17 protein-coding genes are annotated in these 18,348 nt (G+C 42.2%); 10 read left to right on the top strand and 7 right to left on the bottom strand.

Annotation, left to right across the window (positions count from 1 at the left end; all coding sequences use genetic code 11):
• Nucleotides 1-211 precede the first annotated feature (211 nt).
• The 4 genes from ileS to KH180_RS10735 all read left to right on the top strand — a co-directional run bounded on the left by ileS (nt 212) and on the right by KH180_RS10735 (nt 5,552).
• Nucleotides 212-3,322, top strand: coding sequence for an isoleucine--tRNA ligase (gene ileS / locus KH180_RS10720; protein WP_290760117.1), 3,111 nt, complete (start codon nt 212-214; stop codon nt 3,320-3,322).
• A gap of 131 nt (nt 3,323-3,453) precedes the next feature.
• The gene (locus KH180_RS10725) at nt 3,454-4,392 is read left to right on the top strand and encodes a SpoIID/LytB domain-containing protein (protein ID WP_290760119.1); all 939 of its coding nucleotides are present in this window, start codon (nt 3,454-3,456) and stop codon (nt 4,390-4,392) included.
• Between the two features lie 44 nt (nt 4,393-4,436).
• Nucleotides 4,437-5,123, top strand: coding sequence for a M23 family metallopeptidase (locus KH180_RS10730; RefSeq protein WP_290760121.1), 687 nt, complete (start codon nt 4,437-4,439; stop codon nt 5,121-5,123).
• A 180-nt stretch (nt 5,124-5,303) separates the two neighbouring features.
• A complete protein-coding gene (locus KH180_RS10735; protein ID WP_290760123.1) occupies nt 5,304-5,552 on the top strand; it encodes a GIY-YIG nuclease family protein in 249 nt (82 codons plus the stop codon).
• 1 nt (nt 5,553) lies between these two features.
• Here KH180_RS10735 and KH180_RS10740 read toward each other — a convergent pair whose 3' ends face one another.
• The 3 genes from KH180_RS10740 to trhA form a co-directional block, all read right to left on the bottom strand.
• A complete protein-coding gene (locus KH180_RS10740) occupies nt 5,554-6,423 on the bottom strand; it encodes a hypothetical protein (RefSeq protein ID WP_290760125.1) in 870 nt (289 codons plus the stop codon).
• A 176-nt stretch (nt 6,424-6,599) separates the two neighbouring features.
• Nucleotides 6,600-7,436 carry a hypothetical protein gene (locus tag KH180_RS10745; RefSeq protein ID WP_290760126.1) on the bottom strand — a complete coding sequence of 279 codons (837 nt, stop codon included), beginning with the start codon at nt 7,434-7,436 and terminating at the stop codon, nt 6,600-6,602.
• 165 nt (nt 7,437-7,601) lie between these two features.
• Nucleotides 7,602-8,246, bottom strand: a complete 645-nt coding sequence (gene trhA / locus KH180_RS10750) for a PAQR family membrane homeostasis protein TrhA (protein ID WP_290760128.1) — start codon at nt 8,244-8,246, stop codon at nt 7,602-7,604.
• Nucleotides 8,247-8,457: 211 nt separating this feature from the next.
• Between trhA and KH180_RS10755 the strand changes: the two genes are divergently transcribed.
• From KH180_RS10755 to KH180_RS10780, 6 genes are all read left to right on the top strand, one after another.
• On the top strand, nt 8,458-8,832 hold the full coding sequence (locus tag KH180_RS10755) for a DUF134 domain-containing protein (RefSeq protein WP_290760130.1): 375 nt from the start codon (nt 8,458-8,460) through the stop codon (nt 8,830-8,832).
• Nucleotides 8,810-9,199, top strand: coding sequence for a NifB/NifX family molybdenum-iron cluster-binding protein (locus KH180_RS10760; RefSeq protein ID WP_290760132.1), 390 nt, complete (start codon nt 8,810-8,812; stop codon nt 9,197-9,199). Before KH180_RS10755 ends, KH180_RS10760 begins: the two co-directional genes overlap by 23 nt.
• 143 nt (nt 9,200-9,342) lie before the next feature.
• Nucleotides 9,343-10,926: a DEAD/DEAH box helicase gene (locus KH180_RS10765; protein WP_290760134.1), complete on the top strand. Its 1,584-nt coding sequence runs from the start codon at nt 9,343-9,345 to the stop codon at nt 10,924-10,926.
• A 167-nt stretch (nt 10,927-11,093) separates the two neighbouring features.
• Nucleotides 11,094-12,791: a sensor domain-containing diguanylate cyclase gene (locus KH180_RS10770; RefSeq protein ID WP_290760136.1), complete on the top strand. Its 1,698-nt coding sequence runs from the start codon at nt 11,094-11,096 to the stop codon at nt 12,789-12,791.
• A gap of 115 nt (nt 12,792-12,906) precedes the next feature.
• The gene (locus KH180_RS10775; protein ID WP_290760138.1) at nt 12,907-13,314 is read left to right on the top strand and encodes a Fur family transcriptional regulator; all 408 of its coding nucleotides are present in this window, start codon (nt 12,907-12,909) and stop codon (nt 13,312-13,314) included.
• 112 nt (nt 13,315-13,426) lie between these two features.
• The gene (locus tag KH180_RS10780) at nt 13,427-13,969 is read left to right on the top strand and encodes an NADH peroxidase (RefSeq protein WP_290760140.1); all 543 of its coding nucleotides are present in this window, start codon (nt 13,427-13,429) and stop codon (nt 13,967-13,969) included.
• A gap of 91 nt (nt 13,970-14,060) precedes the next feature.
• Here KH180_RS10780 and KH180_RS10785 read toward each other — a convergent pair whose 3' ends face one another.
• From KH180_RS10785 to KH180_RS10800, 4 genes are read right to left on the bottom strand one after another with little or no spacing between them, the layout of a single operon-like run.
• Nucleotides 14,061-14,948, bottom strand: coding sequence for a DUF4340 domain-containing protein (locus KH180_RS10785; protein ID WP_290760142.1), 888 nt, complete (start codon nt 14,946-14,948; stop codon nt 14,061-14,063).
• A 13-nt stretch (nt 14,949-14,961) separates the two neighbouring features.
• Nucleotides 14,962-16,374, bottom strand: a complete 1,413-nt coding sequence (locus tag KH180_RS10790) for a GldG family protein (RefSeq protein WP_290760144.1) — start codon at nt 16,372-16,374, stop codon at nt 14,962-14,964.
• Nucleotides 16,375-16,385: 11 nt separating this feature from the next.
• Nucleotides 16,386-17,252 carry an ABC transporter permease gene (locus KH180_RS10795; RefSeq protein ID WP_290760146.1) on the bottom strand — a complete coding sequence of 289 codons (867 nt, stop codon included), beginning with the start codon at nt 17,250-17,252 and terminating at the stop codon, nt 16,386-16,388.
• Complete coding sequence (locus tag KH180_RS10800) at nt 17,236-18,213, bottom strand: ABC transporter ATP-binding protein (RefSeq protein ID WP_290760148.1); 978 nt, start codon at nt 18,211-18,213, stop codon at nt 17,236-17,238. Before KH180_RS10800 ends, KH180_RS10795 begins: the two co-directional genes overlap by 17 nt.
• Nucleotides 18,214-18,348: the final 135 nt, after the last annotated feature.

An 18,348-nucleotide genomic window follows, 5' to 3' on the forward strand; every position in this document is an offset into this window, starting at 1 on the left:
TGAAATAAAAAACGCTCCGCGAGGATCGCACTGCGGCGATAAGGAATCATGTCGCCAAAGCGACCCGCCGCAGGCGGAGAATCCCGCAAGCGGGATTCTTTCTTGTTCCATAGGAAAGTTCTCCGAACCTCCCTATGGAATAAAAAGCACTCCGTGCAGGATGCGCACAAATGTATATGGAAATCATTAATAATAAAAGGAGAAATAAGCGATGTACAAGAAAGTATCTTCTGACTTGAATTTTGTTGACCGCGAGAAACAGACCGTAGAGTTCTGGAAAGAACATAAGATTTTTGAAAAGAGTATTGAAGAGAGAAAAGGGGATGACACCTATACATTTTATGACGGACCTCCTACTGCAAACGGAAAGCCGCATATTGGCCATGTCCTGACACGTGTCATCAAAGATATGATTCCGCGCTATCAGACTATGAAAGGCCATAAGATCATCCGTAAGGCCGGGTGGGATACCCATGGCCTGCCGGTGGAGCTTGAAGTGGAGAAGAAGCTGGGTCTGGACGGAAAAGAACAGATTGAGGAGTACGGTCTGGCACCGTTTATCAAAGAGTGTAAGGAAAGTGTCTGGAAGTACAAGGGCATGTGGGAAGATTTCTCAGGTGTTGTAGGCTTCTGGGCTGATATGGATGATCCGTATGTAACTTACCACAACAACTATATCGAGTCTGTGTGGTGGGCATTAAAACAAATCTGGGATAAAGGACTTCTTTATAAAGGATATAAAATCGTTCCTTACTGCCCTCGCTGCGGAACGCCTCTTTCCTCCCATGAAGTAGCACAGGGATATAAAGATGTCAAAGAAAAATCAGCCATCGCAAGATTTAAAGTAAAAGGGGAAGATGCCTTTATTCTGGCATGGACCACAACACCGTGGACCCTTCCTTCCAACGTGGCACTTTGTGTGAACCCGAATGAGACCTATGTGAAAGTAGAAAACGACGGATATACGTATTATCTGGCAGAAGCACTTTGTGACAGCGTTCTTGAAGGTGAATACAAAGTACTGGAGACTTACAAGGGAACTGACCTGGAGCATAAGGAATATGAGCCGCTGTTCCCGTTTGTCACACCAAAAGAAAAAGCTTACTATGTTACCTGCGACACATATGTAACTCTCACAGACGGTACCGGAGTGGTACACATCGCCCCTGCATTCGGTGAGGACGATGCCCAGGTAGGAAGAAAATACGGCCTGCCGTTTGTACAGCTGGTAGATGAAAAAGGAGAGATGACAAAAGAAACTCCCTGGGCAGGAACCTTCTGCAAGGATGCAGACAAACTGATCCTGAAGGATCTTGAAGAAAGAGGACTTTTATTTGCCGCTCTTGATTTTGAGCACAGCTATCCTCACTGCTGGAGATGTGATACTCCGCTGATCTACTATGCAAGAGAATCCTGGTTTATCAAGATGACGGATGTGAAAGACCAGCTGATTAAAAACAACAATACCGTCAACTGGATTCCGGAGAGCATCGGAAAAGGACGTTTCGGAGACTGGCTGGAAAATGTCCAGGACTGGGGAATTTCTAGAAATCGTTACTGGGGAACACCGCTGAATGTGTGGGAATGTGAGTGCGGTCATCAGCATGCCATCGGTTCTATTGAAGAATTAAAGAGTATGTCTGACAACTGTCCGGATGATATTGAACTTCACCGCCCGTACATTGACGATGTGACTGTCAAGTGTCCGGAGTGCGGAAAGGAAATGCACCGGGTGGAAGAGGTTATTGACTGCTGGTTTGATTCAGGATCTATGCCGTTTGCACAGTGGCACTATCCGTTTGAAAACAAAGAGATCTTTGAGGAAAACTTCCCGGCAGACTTTATCTCCGAGGCGGTGGACCAGACAAGAGGCTGGTTCTATTCCCTCTTAGCGATCTCCACACTGCTGTTTGACAAGGCACCTTACAAAAATGTTATCGTGCTGGGCCATGTCCAGGATGAAAACGGACAAAAGATGTCCAAGTCCAAAGGTAATGCAGTAGACCCTATGGAGGCTTTAAAAGAACACGGGGCAGACGCAATCCGCTGGTATTTCTATACAAACAGTGCTCCGTGGCTTCCGAACAGATTCCATTCCAAGGCTGTGACAGAAGGTCAGAGAAAGTTTATGGGTACTCTTTGGAACACTTACGCATTCTATGTTTTATACGCAGAGATTGACCAGTTTGACCCGACAAAATACAGTCTGGATTATGGCAAGCTTCCGGTCATGGACCGCTGGCTTTTATCCAAATTAAATTCTCTGGTCAAGGATGTGGATGAAAATCTTGGTGCCTACAGAATCCCAGAAGCCGCAAGGGCTCTCCAGGATTTTGTCGATGAGATGAGCAACTGGTACGTGAGACGCTGCCGTGAAAGGTTCTGGGCAAAAGGGATGGAACAGGATAAGATCAATGCCTATATGACGCTTTATACAGCACTGACAACGGTCTGCAAGGCTGCAGCTCCGATGATCCCGTTCATGACAGAAGAAATTTACCAGAACCTTGTAAAAAGTGTGGACAGCGAAGCTCCTGAGAGCATCCATCTGTGTGACTTCCCAGCTGTGGATGAAAGTATGTATGACAAAGAGCTGGAAGAAAACATGGATGCTGTTCTGAAAATCGTTGTCCTGGGACGCGCATGCAGAAACAGTGCCGGTATCAAGAACCGCCAGCCGATCGGAAAGATGTATGTGAAAGCTCCGGCCGAACTCCCGGAATTTTATCAGGAAATTATCCGCGAAGAGCTGAATGTTAAGGTAATTGAGTTTACAGATGATGTTTCAAACTTTACCACCTATAACTTCAAGCCTCAGCTGAAGACGGTGGGACCGAAATATGGAAAGCTGTTAAACGGAATCCGTACACATCTGACAGAACTGGACGGAAATAAGGCTAAAGCAGAGCTGGATTCCAAAGGAATGCTTGCGTTTACTGTGGACGGTATGCCTGTAGAACTTTCAGAGGAAGACCTGCTCATCGAAATGGTGAAACAGGAAGGCTTTGTGACAGAGGCAGACAATGAATTTACGGCTGTACTAGACACAAATCTGACAGAAGAGCTTCTGGAAGAAGGGTTTATCCGCGAGATCATCAGCAAAGTACAGTCTATGAGAAAAGAAGCAGGATTTGAAGTTATGGATAAGATCACGATCTCTTATGAAGGAAATGAAAAAGTAAGCGGTCTGATTTCCAAAAATGAAGATGCCATCATGAACGATGTTCTGGCCACAGGCATTGTTTCAGGAAAAGCAGCAGGCTTCACGAAAGATTGGAATATCAACGGGGAAAAAGTAACTCTCGGAGTAGAGAAAAACTAAAGATTACCTGTCTTAAAAAAGGGAGATACGCAGTTTTTGTGTATCTCTCTTTCCGTTTATCATAAAATAATAAGGTATACTTCCTGCTTGTCCTGAATAAAATAATAAGACGGACAGGAAGGGGGATTTTGATGAGAAATAAATTGTCCTACCTTTTCTTTTTGCTGTTTCTGTTCTGCAGTGTCCCATATCTGCTGACAGTGGTGCTTTCAGGAAAAGAAGATGCAAAGCCTGTGGACTTTCAGACCCACAGCAGCGGCTACACAGTGACGGTGAACAAAAAGGCCATGGATTTAGAAACGTATCTGCTTGGTGTCCTGCCGACACAGATTTCTATGGATAATGAAAAGGAAACTTTAAAAGCTCAGGCTGTAATCCTGAGAACAGATATTATGCGGAGAATGGACGGCAAAAAAGATGTCAGCCAGGATTCTCTGCCATATAAATATGAAGAAGACAAGATTTTGAAAGAAAAGCTGGGAGAGCGAAAATATAAAATAACGGATCAGTCAAGAAAGCAGGCGGTGGGTGAGACAACCGGGGAAGTGATCACCTGTCAGGGAAAGTACATACAGCCGTATTTTCACGGCATCAGCGTTGGAACAACTCTGAGTGCCAAAGAGTGGTTCGGGAAAGATATTTCTTATCTTCAGGAAAAAGACAGCTTAAAGGATGTGGAATCTCCGGAGTATATGACCGGTATCCCAGTGACCTACAAACAGGTAGTTACGCAGCTTGAAAAAGAAAAAAAAATTAAGCTGACGGTGGAAGAAGCTAAAAAGTCCATCAGAGTCAAAGAAAAAACAGGAAACGGATATGTAAAGCAAGTGCAGATCGGAAAGTATGTCATGTCCGGGGAAGCTTGGGCCAAATGCTTTCAGCTGAACTCCACGAACTTTTACCTGGAACCGTATGACGGAAAACTGCGTATGGTAGCTCTGGGAAAAGGACTTGGACTTGGCATGTCCCAGTACGGTGCCAATGAGCTTGCAAAGGACGGAAAAAGCTATAAAAAAATATTAAAATATTATTACACAGGAATTCAGATAACAAAATTGTCCGATCAGTGAATAAAGCCTCAGAATTCGGTAAAACTATCCCTGAGGTGATGAAAATGAAAGGACATAACCGGGACGTCTCTTCCCCATTAAAGAAATACTATGCGGTGATGCTGGTAGGACTGGCCCTTTTTATCGGGATCATGACATATTACAGCATAGAATTTAAAAATAAAAGAGACTTAGCAAAACAGCAGGTAGACTTGAACAAGGATTCTGTCGGTGTCAACAACGGAGCTACCGAGGGAACAACAGAAGCAACTACAACAGAAGCGACAGAGGCAGAGACTGAGAAAACCACAGAGACTATGAGCCAGAATACGGTTTCATATGATGGTAAAACAAAACTTGCCTGGCCGTTGACAGGAAATGTTCTGATGCCTTACAGTGTGGATTCCACAATTTATTTTGAATCCCTGGATCAGTACCGGGTAAACAAAGGAATCATGATTGAGGCAAAAGAGGGAATGGCAGTCAAAGCTCCGAAAAATGCAAAAGTAGAAGAGATACGCAAGACAGAGGAATTCGGTCAGACAGTGCTCCTGGACTTAGGAGGCGGATATACAGCTCTTTACGGACAGCTGAAAAATCTGGCTGTGAAAGAAGGAGATACGGTCACAAAGAACCAAATTCTCGGCAAAGTAGCGGCTCCTACTGACTGTTTCACACTGGAAGGTGCAAATGTGTACCTGCAGATGGAAAAAGACAAGAAGACAATTAATCCAACCAGTTATTTAGAATAGTGGAACAAAGATCTGAAAATATCGTATACTATATAAGAAGCAAAAATAACAGTCAATGTTTTTTCTACTTTACTTTGCTTTTTAGAGTATCTTACTTTTCACATCTTTGGCTGCTGTAGAAGAAAGGCTGCCGTTTCGGCAGCTTTTTCTTCGAATAAAATACGAAGGGATAATATACAAATGAAGTGCTATACATATGTTTTAAAGTGCAGTGACGGAAGTCTCTACACAGGATGGACCAATGATTTGAACAAACGCCTTAAGGCCCACAATGAGGGGAAAGGCGCCAAGTACACAAGAGGCCGGACACCGGCAGATCTTGTGTACTTGGAGGAATTTGATACAAAAGAGGCGGCAATGAAAAGAGAAGCCGCCATTAAAAAAATGAGCCGGGCAGAAAAGCTGAAACTGCCCGGCATGAAAGTGTAAGTTATATACGGATATATAAACATCGGAAATATACATTAAAAGTGGTAGTTGAAGTTCCATTATGAAGCCAATAGTGTACGGTTGTACCATAACAATAATAGTTATAAACAGGAATTAATCTATTTCCAGCAGTAATTTGAACTACTGCAATCATTTTATAGCCTGAAACAGATGGCATTACATATGTTTTGTCTCCGGAGTAACCGTTTGTAGCAACCGTGATACTTGTATTTGCTTCTCTAATAATACAATAATCTTTTAAGCGGTTTGTATTCTCTGTGACTTTTGAATTTAACAAGTTAAAATCTGTTTGATTTGTTTTTTGTGAAACTTCTGTTTTAATATTATTTAAGTCAGTATTTAATATATTCATATTACTATTTATTTCACTGATAGCATCTGTGTGTTTCTGATAAGCCTCAATATTCACCAATCCGTTAGAATTTAGAACAACTTCAAACGGTACGGTATTTGATGTACTGAAATAAAAATCCAATGTAACTGAATAGCCCGGACTTTCAGCTTCCGAAGGAATATGTTTTGCCTGAGATGCCTGTGAAATACAAAACAAAATTTCCCCTTCATCCGGATCTTTTGCAAAAAAACCAACCTGCCATAAGTCATAACTTTCTTTTAAACCTATGTTCTCAAGAAGAACCGGAAGAACCGTTTTATCGTCTTCTGTTCTGGAGGGCTGAAGAGTAATATCGTATCCGCCCTCGGTAACGTCAGTCTGCTGGCGAAGATCTACAATTGGAACCTTTTTTGCTCCTGTTGTAACTCTTGTAATATTTAATGTCTGCCCCTGAAGCAGTTTTGCCTGCAAAGCTTTTCCCTGATCTGTCAATACTGTGTTTTCCCAAATATCCATACCTTTACCTCCTGGTTTTGTATACCGAATAAAAGTCAATGATAATATGTGACAAAAATAACAGTTACTTTAAAAATTATCAGATCATGATCTCTATAAAGAATATAACATAATGACCATGGGCAATGTGGGCAAGTTCTGTTCTGGGCGTTTGGTTAAATTCTGATTTTTGATTTTTACTCAACAATATATGTAAATGATCCATAAATCCAAGAGCCGGCAGAATATTTTCCAGACATCGGCTGGATTTTAACTGTTCCATCTATATCAATTACACAATAGAAACTTAGTCCACCTGAATAACCATTAAATACTCTACTTACTACTTTCGGACGAAACTCTTCTGGTATTGTACATATAGTTCCATTTGTGTATTGTTCAATATTTTGTGCAAATTCTGCTCTTAACACCAAAGATACTGTACAACCGCTTTTTTCTATAAATGCAGTACCAGTTAAAGACGTAGTGGTACATGATACTTTTTTATATTCTAAAGACGAATTTATCCCATCAATTTTGCCATTCACCTTATGAATTGCATCTGTATGCGCCTGATAAGCCTCAATATTTACCAGCCCGTTAGAATTTAAAACAACTTCAAACGGTACTGTATTAGATGTGCTGAAACAAAAATCCCATGTAACAGAATACCCGGGGCTTTCAGCTTCCGAAGGAATATGTTTTGCCTGAGATGCCTGTGAAATACAAAACAAAATTTCTTCTTCATCCGGATCTTCCGCAAAAAATCCGACCTGCCACAAGTCATGGCTTTCTTTTAAACCTGTGTTCTCAAGCAGAACCGGAAGAATTGTTTGCTCACCTTCTGTTCTGGAGGGCTGAAGAGTAATATCATATCCACCCTCAGTGATGTCAGTCTGCTGGCGAAGATCTACAACAGGGACCTTCTTAGTTCCCGTCGTAACTCTTGTGATTTTTAATGTCTGCCCCTGAAGCAGCTTTGCCTGAAGCGCTTTTCCCTGGTCTGTTAATACTGTGTTTTCCCAAATATTCATTTCTTTCTCCTTTGTAAAAATTGATTTGTTTCGTGCAGAAATGAATATAGCATGATGACCATGGGCAATGTGGGCAAGTTAGTTTTGGGAAGAACATAAAAAAGAAACACAAATTTCTTGTGTTTCTTTTTTATGTCTTAAGATATGCTGGATTCAAACAAAATGTTAAATAAAGAACATCATGATCAAGTGGCATGCGCTTCCGCCCATGACAAACAGATGGAAGATTTCGTGGAGTCCAAAATTTTTCCAATGGTTTTCAAACCAGGAAAGCTTCAGGGCATAGATAATGCCTCCTACAGTGTAAATAATACCGCCGGCAAGAAGCAGGCCGAAGCATAGAGCAGTCAGTTTGTGGAACAGCGGAGCGATGGCTACCACACAAAACCAGCCCATGGCAATGTACATAACGGATGATACCCATTTGGGACAAGTCACCCAGAACATTTTAAAAATAATTCCCAGGATGGCGATGATCCAGATAGCGGTAAGAAGCCCATATCCGATCCTGCCTCCTAATACAATGGTGCAGATCGGTGTGTAGGAGCCTGCAATCAGGATAAAGATCATGGCATGATCCAGTTTTTTTAATACTTTCATCACATGCTCCGAAGAAGTAATGGAGTGATAGGTTGTGCTGGCTGCATACAGCCCTGCCATACTCAGTACAAAAATTGTCAGAGAGACAATGCGCACACGGTCATGAGTGGGGATGCTGATGATGATCAAGGGAATCCCTGCAAGGATGGACAAAACCATTCCGATAAAATGTGTGATGGCGCTTCCGGGATCTTTAAGTCTAAACTTCATAATGTAAACCTCCGATATAAACTTGGGTCATAAATATATTATATGTAGTAATCAAAACTATATTCGATGTATTTATATACTACTACTACCCAGGACCCATTTCAAGGAAATTTTCCATATTTATAAAATGTTAAGATTTTATTTGACATATGTCATTAATGTGGTATCATTATAAATGACATATGTCAGAAAACAGTGAAGGAGAGAACAGATGCCAAGACCCAGAAAATGCAGGCGAATCTGCGCAATGCCGGAAAATCAGGGGTTTGAGCCGCTGGGAGGACGGGGAAACTGCTGCGGGAGCAGGATTGTAATGAGCATTGATGAATATGAAGCCATCCGTCTCATTGATTGGGAAAAACTTACGCAGGAGCAGTGTGCAGTGCAGATGGGGATAGCCAGGACAACAGTTACAGGCATTTATGAATCTGCCAGGACGAAACTTGCCGACGCTCTCGTTCATGGAAAAAGTTTAAAGATTCAGGGCGGAGACTATACCCTGTGTTCTGAAAATAGAAATGAATGCAGCAGACGCTGCTGTAAAAAAGAAAAGGAGAAAGAAAATGAAAATAGCAGTAACTTATGAAAATGGAGAAGTTTTTCAGCATTTTGGCCACACAGAGCAGTTTAAGATCTATGAAACTGCAGACGGAGAAGTAAAGAACAGTGAGGTTGTTTCTACTATGGGAAGCGGACATGGAGCGTTAGCCGGATTCTTAAAAGAACACGGCGCAGATACGCTGATCTGCGGAGGTATTGGACAAGGGGCACAGGATGCTCTGAAAGAAGCAGGGATCACATTTTTTGGAGGCGTTTGCGGAAGTGCAGACCAGGCAGTGGAAGATCTGCTGAAAGATCAGCTTTCCTATGACGCAAATGTTATGTGCAGCCATCACGATGAAGAAGACCATCATCATGGGAGCTGCGGGGAACACGGCTGCGGCCGTCATTAATTGTCGAGAGACTGACGCACAGTCTTCTTGACGCACAACAGGAAAATATGTTATAGTGGATAACGTTGTTGCTCTGGACTGTCAGCATGCCTGACAACCCAGAGCATTATTTTTGATTGAAAGAGAAAGATACAGAGGAATTTATGGACGCAGTAAGATTTGATGAATTGAACATTGACGATAAAATTTTAAAAGCAGTACAAGAGATGGGATTTGAAGCAGCCTCTCCGATTCAGGGAGCAGCGATCCCTGTAGTGCTGGAGGGAAGAGATATTGTAGGGCAGGCGCAGACCGGAACAGGAAAAACAGCCGCTTTCGGTATTCCGCTTTTAGAGAAGCTGGATCCGAAGCTGAAAAAGCCTCAGGCAATGATTTTATGCCCGACAAGGGAACTGGCGATTCAGGTGGCAGATGAGCTTCGGAGACTGGCGAAATTTATGCACGGAGCAAAGGTGCTTCCAATTTACGGTGGACAGAATATCACCAACCAGATCCGTTCGTTAAAAACAGGAGCAAATATTATAGTAGGAACTCCGGGCCGGATTATGGATCATATGCGCCGCCACACTTTGAAATTAGAAGATTTAAAGATGATCGTTCTGGACGAAGCGGATGAGATGCTCAACATGGGATTCAGGGAAGACATTGAAAGTATTTTGGTAGAAGTACCTGAAGAACGTCAGACATTGTTATTCTCTGCAACCATGCCGAAGGCGATCCTGGATATTACAAAAAAATACCAGAAGGATTCTAAACTTATCAAGGTTGTACGCAAAGAGCTGACAGTGCCGAACATCGAGCAGTTTTATTATGAAGTAAGACCAAAACAAAAAGTAGAAGTACTCTGCCGCCTGCTGGATATGCATTCTCCAAAACTCTCCGTAGTGTTCTGCAACACAAAACGTATGGTGGACGAAGTGGCCGGGGAACTGAAAGGCCGGGGATATTTTGCAGAAGGACTCCACGGAGACTTAAAGCAGAGCCAGAGAGACCGTGTCATGAAAAGCTTCAGAGGCGGCCGCGTGGATATTCTTGTGGCAACTGATGTGGCTGCAAGAGGGATTGATGTAGACGATGTAGATGCAGTCTTTAATTATGATCTCCCGCAGGACGATGAGTTTTATGTACACAGAATCGGACGGACAGGAAGAGCCGGAAGAGCAGGAAAAGCATTTACCTTTGTGGCAGGGAAAGAAATTTATAAGCTGAGAGATGTACAGCGTTACTGCAAGACAAAGATCAAGGCAAGACCGATTCCAAGCTTAAACGATGTCCAGGCGACCAGAGCCGAAAAGAGCCTGGAAGAGATTACAGGACTGATCGAAGAAAATAACCTTGATAAATATGTAGATATGCTGGATGAATTTATCAACGAGACCGATTACACTGCTTTGGAGATCGCTGCTGCATTTTTGAAAAAGCAGATTTCTGAAAATGAAGAGGAAGTCCGTCAGGGAGATGATTTTGGAGATACCGGAGCTGAAGAAGGAATGGTAAGATTATTCATCAACATTGGTAAGAAAAAAGGTGTCCGCCCGGGCGATATCCTTGGAGCCATTGCAGGAGAATCCAGCATTTCCGGAGATCTGGTGGGAGCTATTGATGTCCATGATCAGTATACATTTGTAGAAGTTCCGAAAGAAGTTGCAAAAGATGTACTGTACGGTATGAGCCATGCCAAGATTAAAGGGAAAAGTGTCAGCATGGAACCGGCTAACCGGAAGTAGATGTAAGAATAAAATAGAGATTTTAAAATGCGGCCGATCGACTGGCCGCATTTTTTTGCATAGGAAATGCTTTGCCTTAATTGTATCGTAAAAATATTAGTTGTATAATGATTTCAATAAATTAGGGGATTTTTGCTGGAAGGAACATTCGTATGGGGAGGTATACCATGTTATCTTTAGAAGAATATTGTTATATGTTTGAGTCAGCTGCCTGCGGTATCTGCCGTGTGCTGCTGGATGAAAATTTTACACTGTTATATGCAAATCCATTTTATTATCATATTTATGGTTATACTCCGGAAAATGCACATTCATTGGGGTTTGACAATGCAAGACACGTCATTGAAGATGATATTTTTGAGGAAATTCACACAATCATCATGGAACATATCAGAAAAAATGACAGGCACTTTGAGGTTGAATACCACGGTCTGCATCGGTCAGGAAGTTCTCTTTGGCTCCTTGTACGCTGTACATATGATCCTGCACAGCCAGACAGCATGATCTGTGTGGTCATGGATATTGCGGAGCATAAGCGCCTGGAGGATGAACTCCGCATGAGAATAGAAGAAAGCCGGCTGGCTTTTAAATTGACAGGCAGGATCACCTATTTTTTTGATATAAAAGAACGCCGTCTTGAAGTCCCGGAGGAGGCTGCCATTGAATTTGACATGCCCCGGACAGTCTGTGATATGCCGGACGGCCTTGCAGCCTGCGGCATAATAGAAGAAGACAGTCTGGACAGGTTCTATGAGTTTTACTCTTTGATGTTCCATGGGGTTCCAGAGGGATCCTCTGAAATAAAAAAAAGAAGAAAAGACGGAACTGTGGGCTGGTATGCAGCGAAATATATTATGATTTATGACAGTGACCATCAGCCCAAGCGTGCGATTATATCTTGTGAAGACATTACGGAGCAGAAAGAAAAAGAGCTGATTTATCATAAATGGGCTCAGTACTTCAAATCGCAGGAAGGAAAAACCATTGGATATTATGAATATGACTTAAGTCTTGACCGGCAGATTGAAGGGGTAGGGGATATCCCGCCTGATTATATGAAAGATTTAAAAAAGTATACGGAAACCGTGCTTTATATTGCAGAACACTTTGTCTATGAATATGACAGGGAACGTTTTTATCGTTTTTTTGACAGAAACCGGCTGCTGACTCTGTTTTATGATAATCAAAAGGAAGTTTCTATTGAGTATCGGAGAGTCGGACAAAATTCCGTCTATTGGGTACGGGCCAGCATCCAAATGATGAATGATCCTCAGACAGATCATGTAAAAATGTTTATGATGACAATCAATATTGATGAAGAAAAGAGAAAGAAGATTCGCCTGCAGAAGATGGTGGAGATCGACGAGATGACGGGGCTGCTGAAAAGAGAAACATTTGTCCGCAGGGTAAATGATATTTTAGGGATTAATGATTATATTATGCGCCATGCATTTATCCTGTTGGATATCGATGAGTTTAAACAGCATAATGATCAATGGGGGCATCAATATGGAGATCAAGTCATACGGGACACAGCTGCAATATTAAAATCATCCCTGAGGAAGAACGATCTCTGCGGAAGATTGGGCGGTGATGAGTTTATCATATTCCTGAATGGGATTCCGTCACAGAGAGAGGTTATGCCAAGGATTGCTGAAATATGTGAAAAGCTGTCAAGGGAGATTGAAGACAGGGGGAAGGTATCCTGCAGTCTTGGTGTAGCATTTTATCCGCAGGACGGCACAGATTTTCAGCAGCTTTACCAAAATGCAGACATAGCTTTATATAAGGCCAAGCAGTCAGGACGTTCAACCTATAAGATTTTTAAAGAAGACAGCAGCAGCAATTATGATTTAAAAGAGTAATACAAATCTGCGGTTTTGCTTTCTGTTCATTTTGTATAGGAATTCTCTTGACAATAGATATAGGGTATTTTATACTAAAAACAGTAACAATTATTATTATGAGAGGAGGACGCCTATGCAGCCTGCAACTAAAAAAAGCAAGCAGAGGGATGCCATTATAAGGTTTCTAATGAGCAGAAAAGATCATCCGACTGCGGATACAATTTATGTTAATATAAAAGAAGAGTTTCCGAACATCAGCTTAGGTACGGTTTACCGCAACCTGGCGCTGCTGTCAAGCCGCGGTGATATTTTAAAGCTCAGTTATGACGGCGGGGCAGACAGGTATGACGCCAACATCGATCCGCACTATCATTTTATATGTAAGGAGTGCGGGGAAGTGATTGATCTTGAGATGGACCCGATTGATCATGTGAATACGATCGCAAGTGCCCACTTTCAGGGTCGTGTAGACGAAAATGTCACTTACTTCCGCGGAATCTGTGAAAAATGTTTAAAAAAAGATATTGACAATACAAAATAGCGGTGTTATTATTAAAACAACAAGAAAACAGTAACAGTTACTATTATCTGATCTGGCTTTCTTGAATATAGTAGAAACAGTAAAATGAATAAATTAAAAGGAGATGTAAACTATGAAAAAATGGGTTTGTACAGTATGCGGTTATGTTCATGAAGGAGATACTCCACCAGAAAAATGTCCAACATGCGGAGTTCCTGCAGAGAAGTTTAAAGAGCAGACAGGAGACAGAGAATGGGCAGCAGAGCATGTAGTCGGAGTGGCACAGGGAGCCAGTGAAGACATCATGGCAGACTTAAGAGCAAACTTTGAGGGAGAATGCTCAGAAGTAGGTATGTACCTTGCAATGAGCCGTGTAGCACATAGAGAAGGATATCCGGAGATCGGATTATACTGGGAAAAAGCAGCATTAGAAGAGGCAGAGCATGCAGCAAAATTCGCTGAACTGCTTGGAGAAGTGCTGACAGACAGCACAAAGAAAAACCTTGAGATGAGAGTCGATGCAGAAAATGGAGCAACTGCAGGTAAGTTTGACCTTGCTAAGAGAGCAAAAGCAGCAAACCTGGACGCAATCCATGACACTGTACATGAAATGGCAAGAGACGAAGCACGCCATGGAAAAGCTTTCGAAGGCTTATTAAAAAGATATTTCGGTTAAGAATAAATTTAAAAGGAGACTGCAGATGTGCAGTCTCCTTTTTTAGATGCATAGAAAAAGCTTGCCGCATGTAATAAAAAGCCTTCCGGGGTCAGGGATTGAGGATATTTTTCACTACATCTGCATCACTTAAATAGACCATTTTTGATCCTTTCAGCTGTACATAGTAGTTTTCTTTATCTTTATCCCTGGAGCCAATATAGAGAGTGAGATGTTTTGTTTTCTTTGTATCCGTATTCTTATAGGTGATATCTACAGATATCCGGGATTTACTGTCAAGCCCGTATTTGGAAAGCTCATCGTCTTTGACCGAATAGTTCTGGCAGTCCCCAAAAGTGAACACTCCAAGGCCTCCGGCAATGCTGTCCATATCATTTTTAGATTTGGGTGTGTAAATCTTCTTCTTATCCTTGTCTGTCACCACGACTTTTTTCAGGTTTCCGCTGCTTAAAGAGGGAAAGGTGTCTGTCTTCATCATATCCTGCAGGGAGTAAGATAAGTTGGAGAGAAGATCAGCGGATACAGTATATATTTCTGATTTATCATCCAGAGTCAGATAGTAGTAATCTCCAGATGCATTTCCAATATAATAAGTCGTTTCTGTTCCGGATGTATCTTTGACCTTAACCGTATATACAGGGTTTTCCAGTCCATAGTCTTTCAGGCTGTCTCCATTTTCCAGTTTCCGGACTGCCTTTATCTTTTGAAATTGGGATGCCAGAGAGGCAATGTAACTCTGCTCTAATGGGTATTCCCTGTCTTTTTTATAATACCAGATCCCGTTTTTCTTAATAAAGGATAAATCCTGGCCATTGCTGTAGGAAATGGATGTAACAGACTTCATGTTTTTCACAATCAGCTGATCAGAGGAACTTTTTTCAGCAGACTGCCTTTTCTGGTACAAGGTGATGCCGGCATACAGGGCCAGAAGCCCTGTAAATACCAGAATCAGAATGATAAATGTTCTTTTCTGTCTCATATAAGTCCCTCCCTTACCTTCTTCTGCGCCGGAACCAGACAATAAAGCCTCCGGCAATGACAATGAAAGGAATCACAAAAATGATTAAGATACTGAAAATGCCTGGGTGAGCAATGGTATTGTAGGTTACCTGAAGGCTCTTAGGCGAGATGGAAATATTATCTGCGCTGTCCAGATTTGCTGTGACAGAATTCATAAATAGTGTCAGATTTTCAAGGGTGGAAAAGGACTCCGTAACTTGTTCGTCAACAAGCATGCTGCTGCCGAAGACAGTCAGCCGGCTTTCTTTCTTTTGTTTCTTGCCGCTGCTGTTTTTGACCGTGACCGGCTCCGTGGCAGAAGCACCCAGTATGTAGGTTCCCTGAGTCTGTTTCTTTTCTGTGACCGCACAGCCGCTGTCAGATGTGGTCATAAAGGACTCCAGGCTGATTGTGTCACGGGCCGGATCTGTCTGAGTCATTCCCTTTGAATTGATCATGAGCACAGAGTTGGAGGAAATACCGGAGGCCATATTATCACTTACGGATAAATTCGGTATGAGATAATAATAATTTCCCTGATAGCAGCGCTCAGCGTCTGCAATATACCCGCTGGCAACCTTCATTCCGTAGTCGTTCAGCAGCCCGTTAAGCTGGGACATCTTTTTATCTGTATAGGCAAGAAGAGTCATAACCTTACCGCCCTTTTTTAAATAAGAAGACAGTACTTTAACCTCATCTTTGGTAAGATCGCTGGTCGGTCCGTTGAGGATCAGAAGATCACAGTCTTCAGGGATGGAAGAGGCCGTCAGGAGATTCAGTTCTGCCGCAGAGATTCTGGATTTTTCCATCAGGCTGGTGACGGAAGCCGAAAGAGCAGTTTCACCGTGTCCGGCAGTATAATAAGCTTTGTATTCTTTTGTGCTGGTAACATAATTCACGGCACTGGTCAGCTGTCCGTCCCCGTCAAACTGGGCTGCTGAACCTAAAGTATTATAATAAGAAGATTCTGCAACTAAGATATCGTCGAAAGAGATTGAAGTCTGACGGCCGGTTTTTTTGCAGGATACGGCGATACTGTTTTTTTCCGTATCATATTTTGTCAGTGCAGAAGGATGCAGCACAGGATCGATCCACTCAACTTTGATATGGCCGGACAGAGAAGCATATTTGCTGATGAAAGTTTTAATGCGGTCATCTGTGCTGCTTTTTTCTGCAATCACATAAAAAGTTACGTCATAGTCCAGATTTTTTAAAAGCTTCTGGCTTTGTGATGAGATATCATAGATATTGGTATCGCTGATATCAATTTGTCTGATTTTCTGCGGCAGCTGGCCCACAAGAAGATTGAACAGGATGATAATACCGATGACAACCGCAGTAACGGCAATACTGTAGGAGCCCCTTCTGGAATCCTTTGTCTGAAATAATTTTTTTAGTTTTTCCACTTCATCTCCTCCTAACTCCATCGTCTCTTCTGAAATGTCTGTATGGTCAAGTAAATAAAAAGAATGATGATGGAGAGATAATACAAAAGTCCTCCGATATCAAAAATATAATTCTGGGCAAAATTATAGAAAACGTCAGTAAGAACCAAATGCTCCAGAATGTCGTGAATCAGATTTTCAAAGAGAGAAGGTTTTATGAAATATACTGCTATGGCAGTGATGACTCCTGCGGCCTCCACAGTTCCGGCAATCACCTGATTTTTTGTTATGTGATAAATCAGGCCTGCGGCCAGTGACAATACAATAATGAGGATAATGACACCGCTGAGTGCACCGGTCGGAACATAGTTCAGAAGATTATCCAGCATATACAGGAAAAATAAAACTCCGCATGTGCTGATGGCAGCAATGACCGGACTTTCTGTGAGAGAGGACAGAAACATCCCAATCCCGATGAAAACACATCCCAGAAGATAAAAAGCCAGGATTGATGAATAATCAACCAGAAGATGGGCATTTCCCTGAAATTTAATAATCAGGGGAAACAGGCAGTAGACCAGGCACGGAATGGCAAATACCGTAATCATGGCAAAATATTTGCCCAGAATAATCTTCAACAGAGGAACTGGTGAAGTCAGCAGCAGCTGATCTGTTTTATTTTTTCTTTCCTCTGCAAAGCATTTCATAGACAGAACCGGAATTGTAATCAGAACCGCAAAGATAACTCCTGAGAGAGAATAAGCGAAAAATGGGTACCCGCTGGATAAGTTATATACCATAAAATAGATGCCCCCGATGATAATAAGAAATGCTGCGAAGGCACATCCGATCATAGAGGTAAAATAGGCACGGAGTTCCCTTTTATAAACTGCTTTCATCTTCATTTTCTCCTTCCTTATCTTCACTGACATTATCGGTTAATTCCAGGAATATATCCTCCAAAGTTGTCTTGGAGATATAAATCCGTGTGACCGGGATCTGTTCTTTGGCAAAGGCCATAGAAATGTTCTGGCAGATCTCCTTGCTGTCCCCGGATATCTCCAGTGTCAAATCACAGGAGTCGTCCGAGTGGCCTTTCCAGGAAATGTTTTGTATGCCTGAGACAGTGTCCAGTACGGATTGTATACAGGACGGGTCTGACATAACTGTGAGTTCTACAGTATCTTTTCCGTGGGACATATGTTCCAGCTGGGCAGGGGTTCCCTCGGCGGCCAGCTGACCTTTTGAAATAATGAGTACATAATCACAGATTTCCTGTACTTCCGCCAGAATATGGGAACTTAAAATAACGGTATGGTCTTTGGATAATGTGCGGATCAGCTGCCGGATCTCAATGATCTGTTTTGGATCCAGACCCACGGTAGGTTCATCCAGAATAATGATATCAGGAAAACCAAGCACCGCAGCGGCAAGACCGGTTCTCTGGCGGTATCCTTTGGACAGGTTCCGGATCAGCCGGTGTGAGACTTCATCGAGACGGATCATGCTGCACACTTGATTTATTTCTGCCTCCCTGTCTTTTTTTGGTATGTTTTTTAATTCAGAGACAAAGCTTAAGTATTCCCGGACAGTCATATCCGGATAAAGAGGCGGTATTTCCGGAAGATATCCCACCGATTTTTTAGCCTTTTCCGGTTCCTCCAGAATGCCGCATCCGTTTATGAGAATCTCCCCGCTGTCGGCACCGATGTATCCGGTCATAATGTTCATCGTGGTCGATTTCCCGGCACCGTTCGGACCGAGAAAACCATAAATCTGACCTTTCTCAATGGTAAATGACAAATCATTTAATGCCAGATGACTGCCATATTTCTTTGTAAGATGTTTCACTTCTATCAATTTGTTACCTCCTTTTGTTTCGCTCTATATAGGATAAAGGAGAAACCTAAACAGAATGTGATGAAAGTTTGATTATTTTGTGTTTACTGTTTCTCTAAGGTCTTTCACAAGTCTTTTTTTTTATTTCTGTTTCTG

It is taken from the genome of Anaerostipes sp. (assembly GCF_018381315.1).
Taxonomy (GTDB): domain Bacteria; phylum Bacillota; class Clostridia; order Lachnospirales; family Lachnospiraceae; genus Anaerostipes.

Excerpts from the sequence above, each read along its gene's own strand:
- KH180_RS10775 (WP_290760138.1), top strand. The coding sequence starts at position 12,907 with ATGCAGCCTGCAACTAAAAAAAGCAAGCAGAGGGATGCCATTATAAGG.
- KH180_RS10770 (WP_290760136.1), top strand. The coding sequence starts at position 11,094 with ATGTTATCTTTAGAAGAATATTGTTATATGTTTGAGTCAGCTGCCTGC.
- KH180_RS10785 (WP_290760142.1), bottom strand. The coding sequence starts at position 14,948 with ATGAGACAGAAAAGAACATTTATCATTCTGATTCTGGTATTTACAGGG.
- KH180_RS10745 (WP_290760126.1), bottom strand. The coding sequence starts at position 7,436 with ATGAATATTTGGGAAAACACAGTATTAACAGACCAGGGAAAAGCGCTT.
- KH180_RS10780 (WP_290760140.1), top strand. The coding sequence starts at position 13,427 with ATGAAAAAATGGGTTTGTACAGTATGCGGTTATGTTCATGAAGGAGAT.
- ileS (WP_290760117.1), top strand. The coding sequence starts at position 212 with ATGTACAAGAAAGTATCTTCTGACTTGAATTTTGTTGACCGCGAGAAA.
- KH180_RS10755 (WP_290760130.1), top strand. The coding sequence starts at position 8,458 with ATGCCAAGACCCAGAAAATGCAGGCGAATCTGCGCAATGCCGGAAAAT.
- KH180_RS10795 (WP_290760146.1), bottom strand. The coding sequence starts at position 17,252 with ATGAAAGCAGTTTATAAAAGGGAACTCCGTGCCTATTTTACCTCTATG.
- KH180_RS10740 (WP_290760125.1), bottom strand. The coding sequence starts at position 6,423 with ATGGATATTTGGGAAAACACAGTATTGACAGATCAGGGAAAAGCTTTG.
- KH180_RS10730 (WP_290760121.1), top strand. The coding sequence starts at position 4,437 with ATGAAAGGACATAACCGGGACGTCTCTTCCCCATTAAAGAAATACTAT.
- KH180_RS10735 (WP_290760123.1), top strand. The coding sequence starts at position 5,304 with ATGAAGTGCTATACATATGTTTTAAAGTGCAGTGACGGAAGTCTCTAC.
- KH180_RS10760 (WP_290760132.1), top strand. The coding sequence starts at position 8,810 with ATGAAAATAGCAGTAACTTATGAAAATGGAGAAGTTTTTCAGCATTTT.
- KH180_RS10765 (WP_290760134.1), top strand. The coding sequence starts at position 9,343 with ATGGACGCAGTAAGATTTGATGAATTGAACATTGACGATAAAATTTTA.
- KH180_RS10725 (WP_290760119.1), top strand. The coding sequence starts at position 3,454 with ATGAGAAATAAATTGTCCTACCTTTTCTTTTTGCTGTTTCTGTTCTGC.
- trhA (WP_290760128.1), bottom strand. The coding sequence starts at position 8,246 with ATGAAGTTTAGACTTAAAGATCCCGGAAGCGCCATCACACATTTTATC.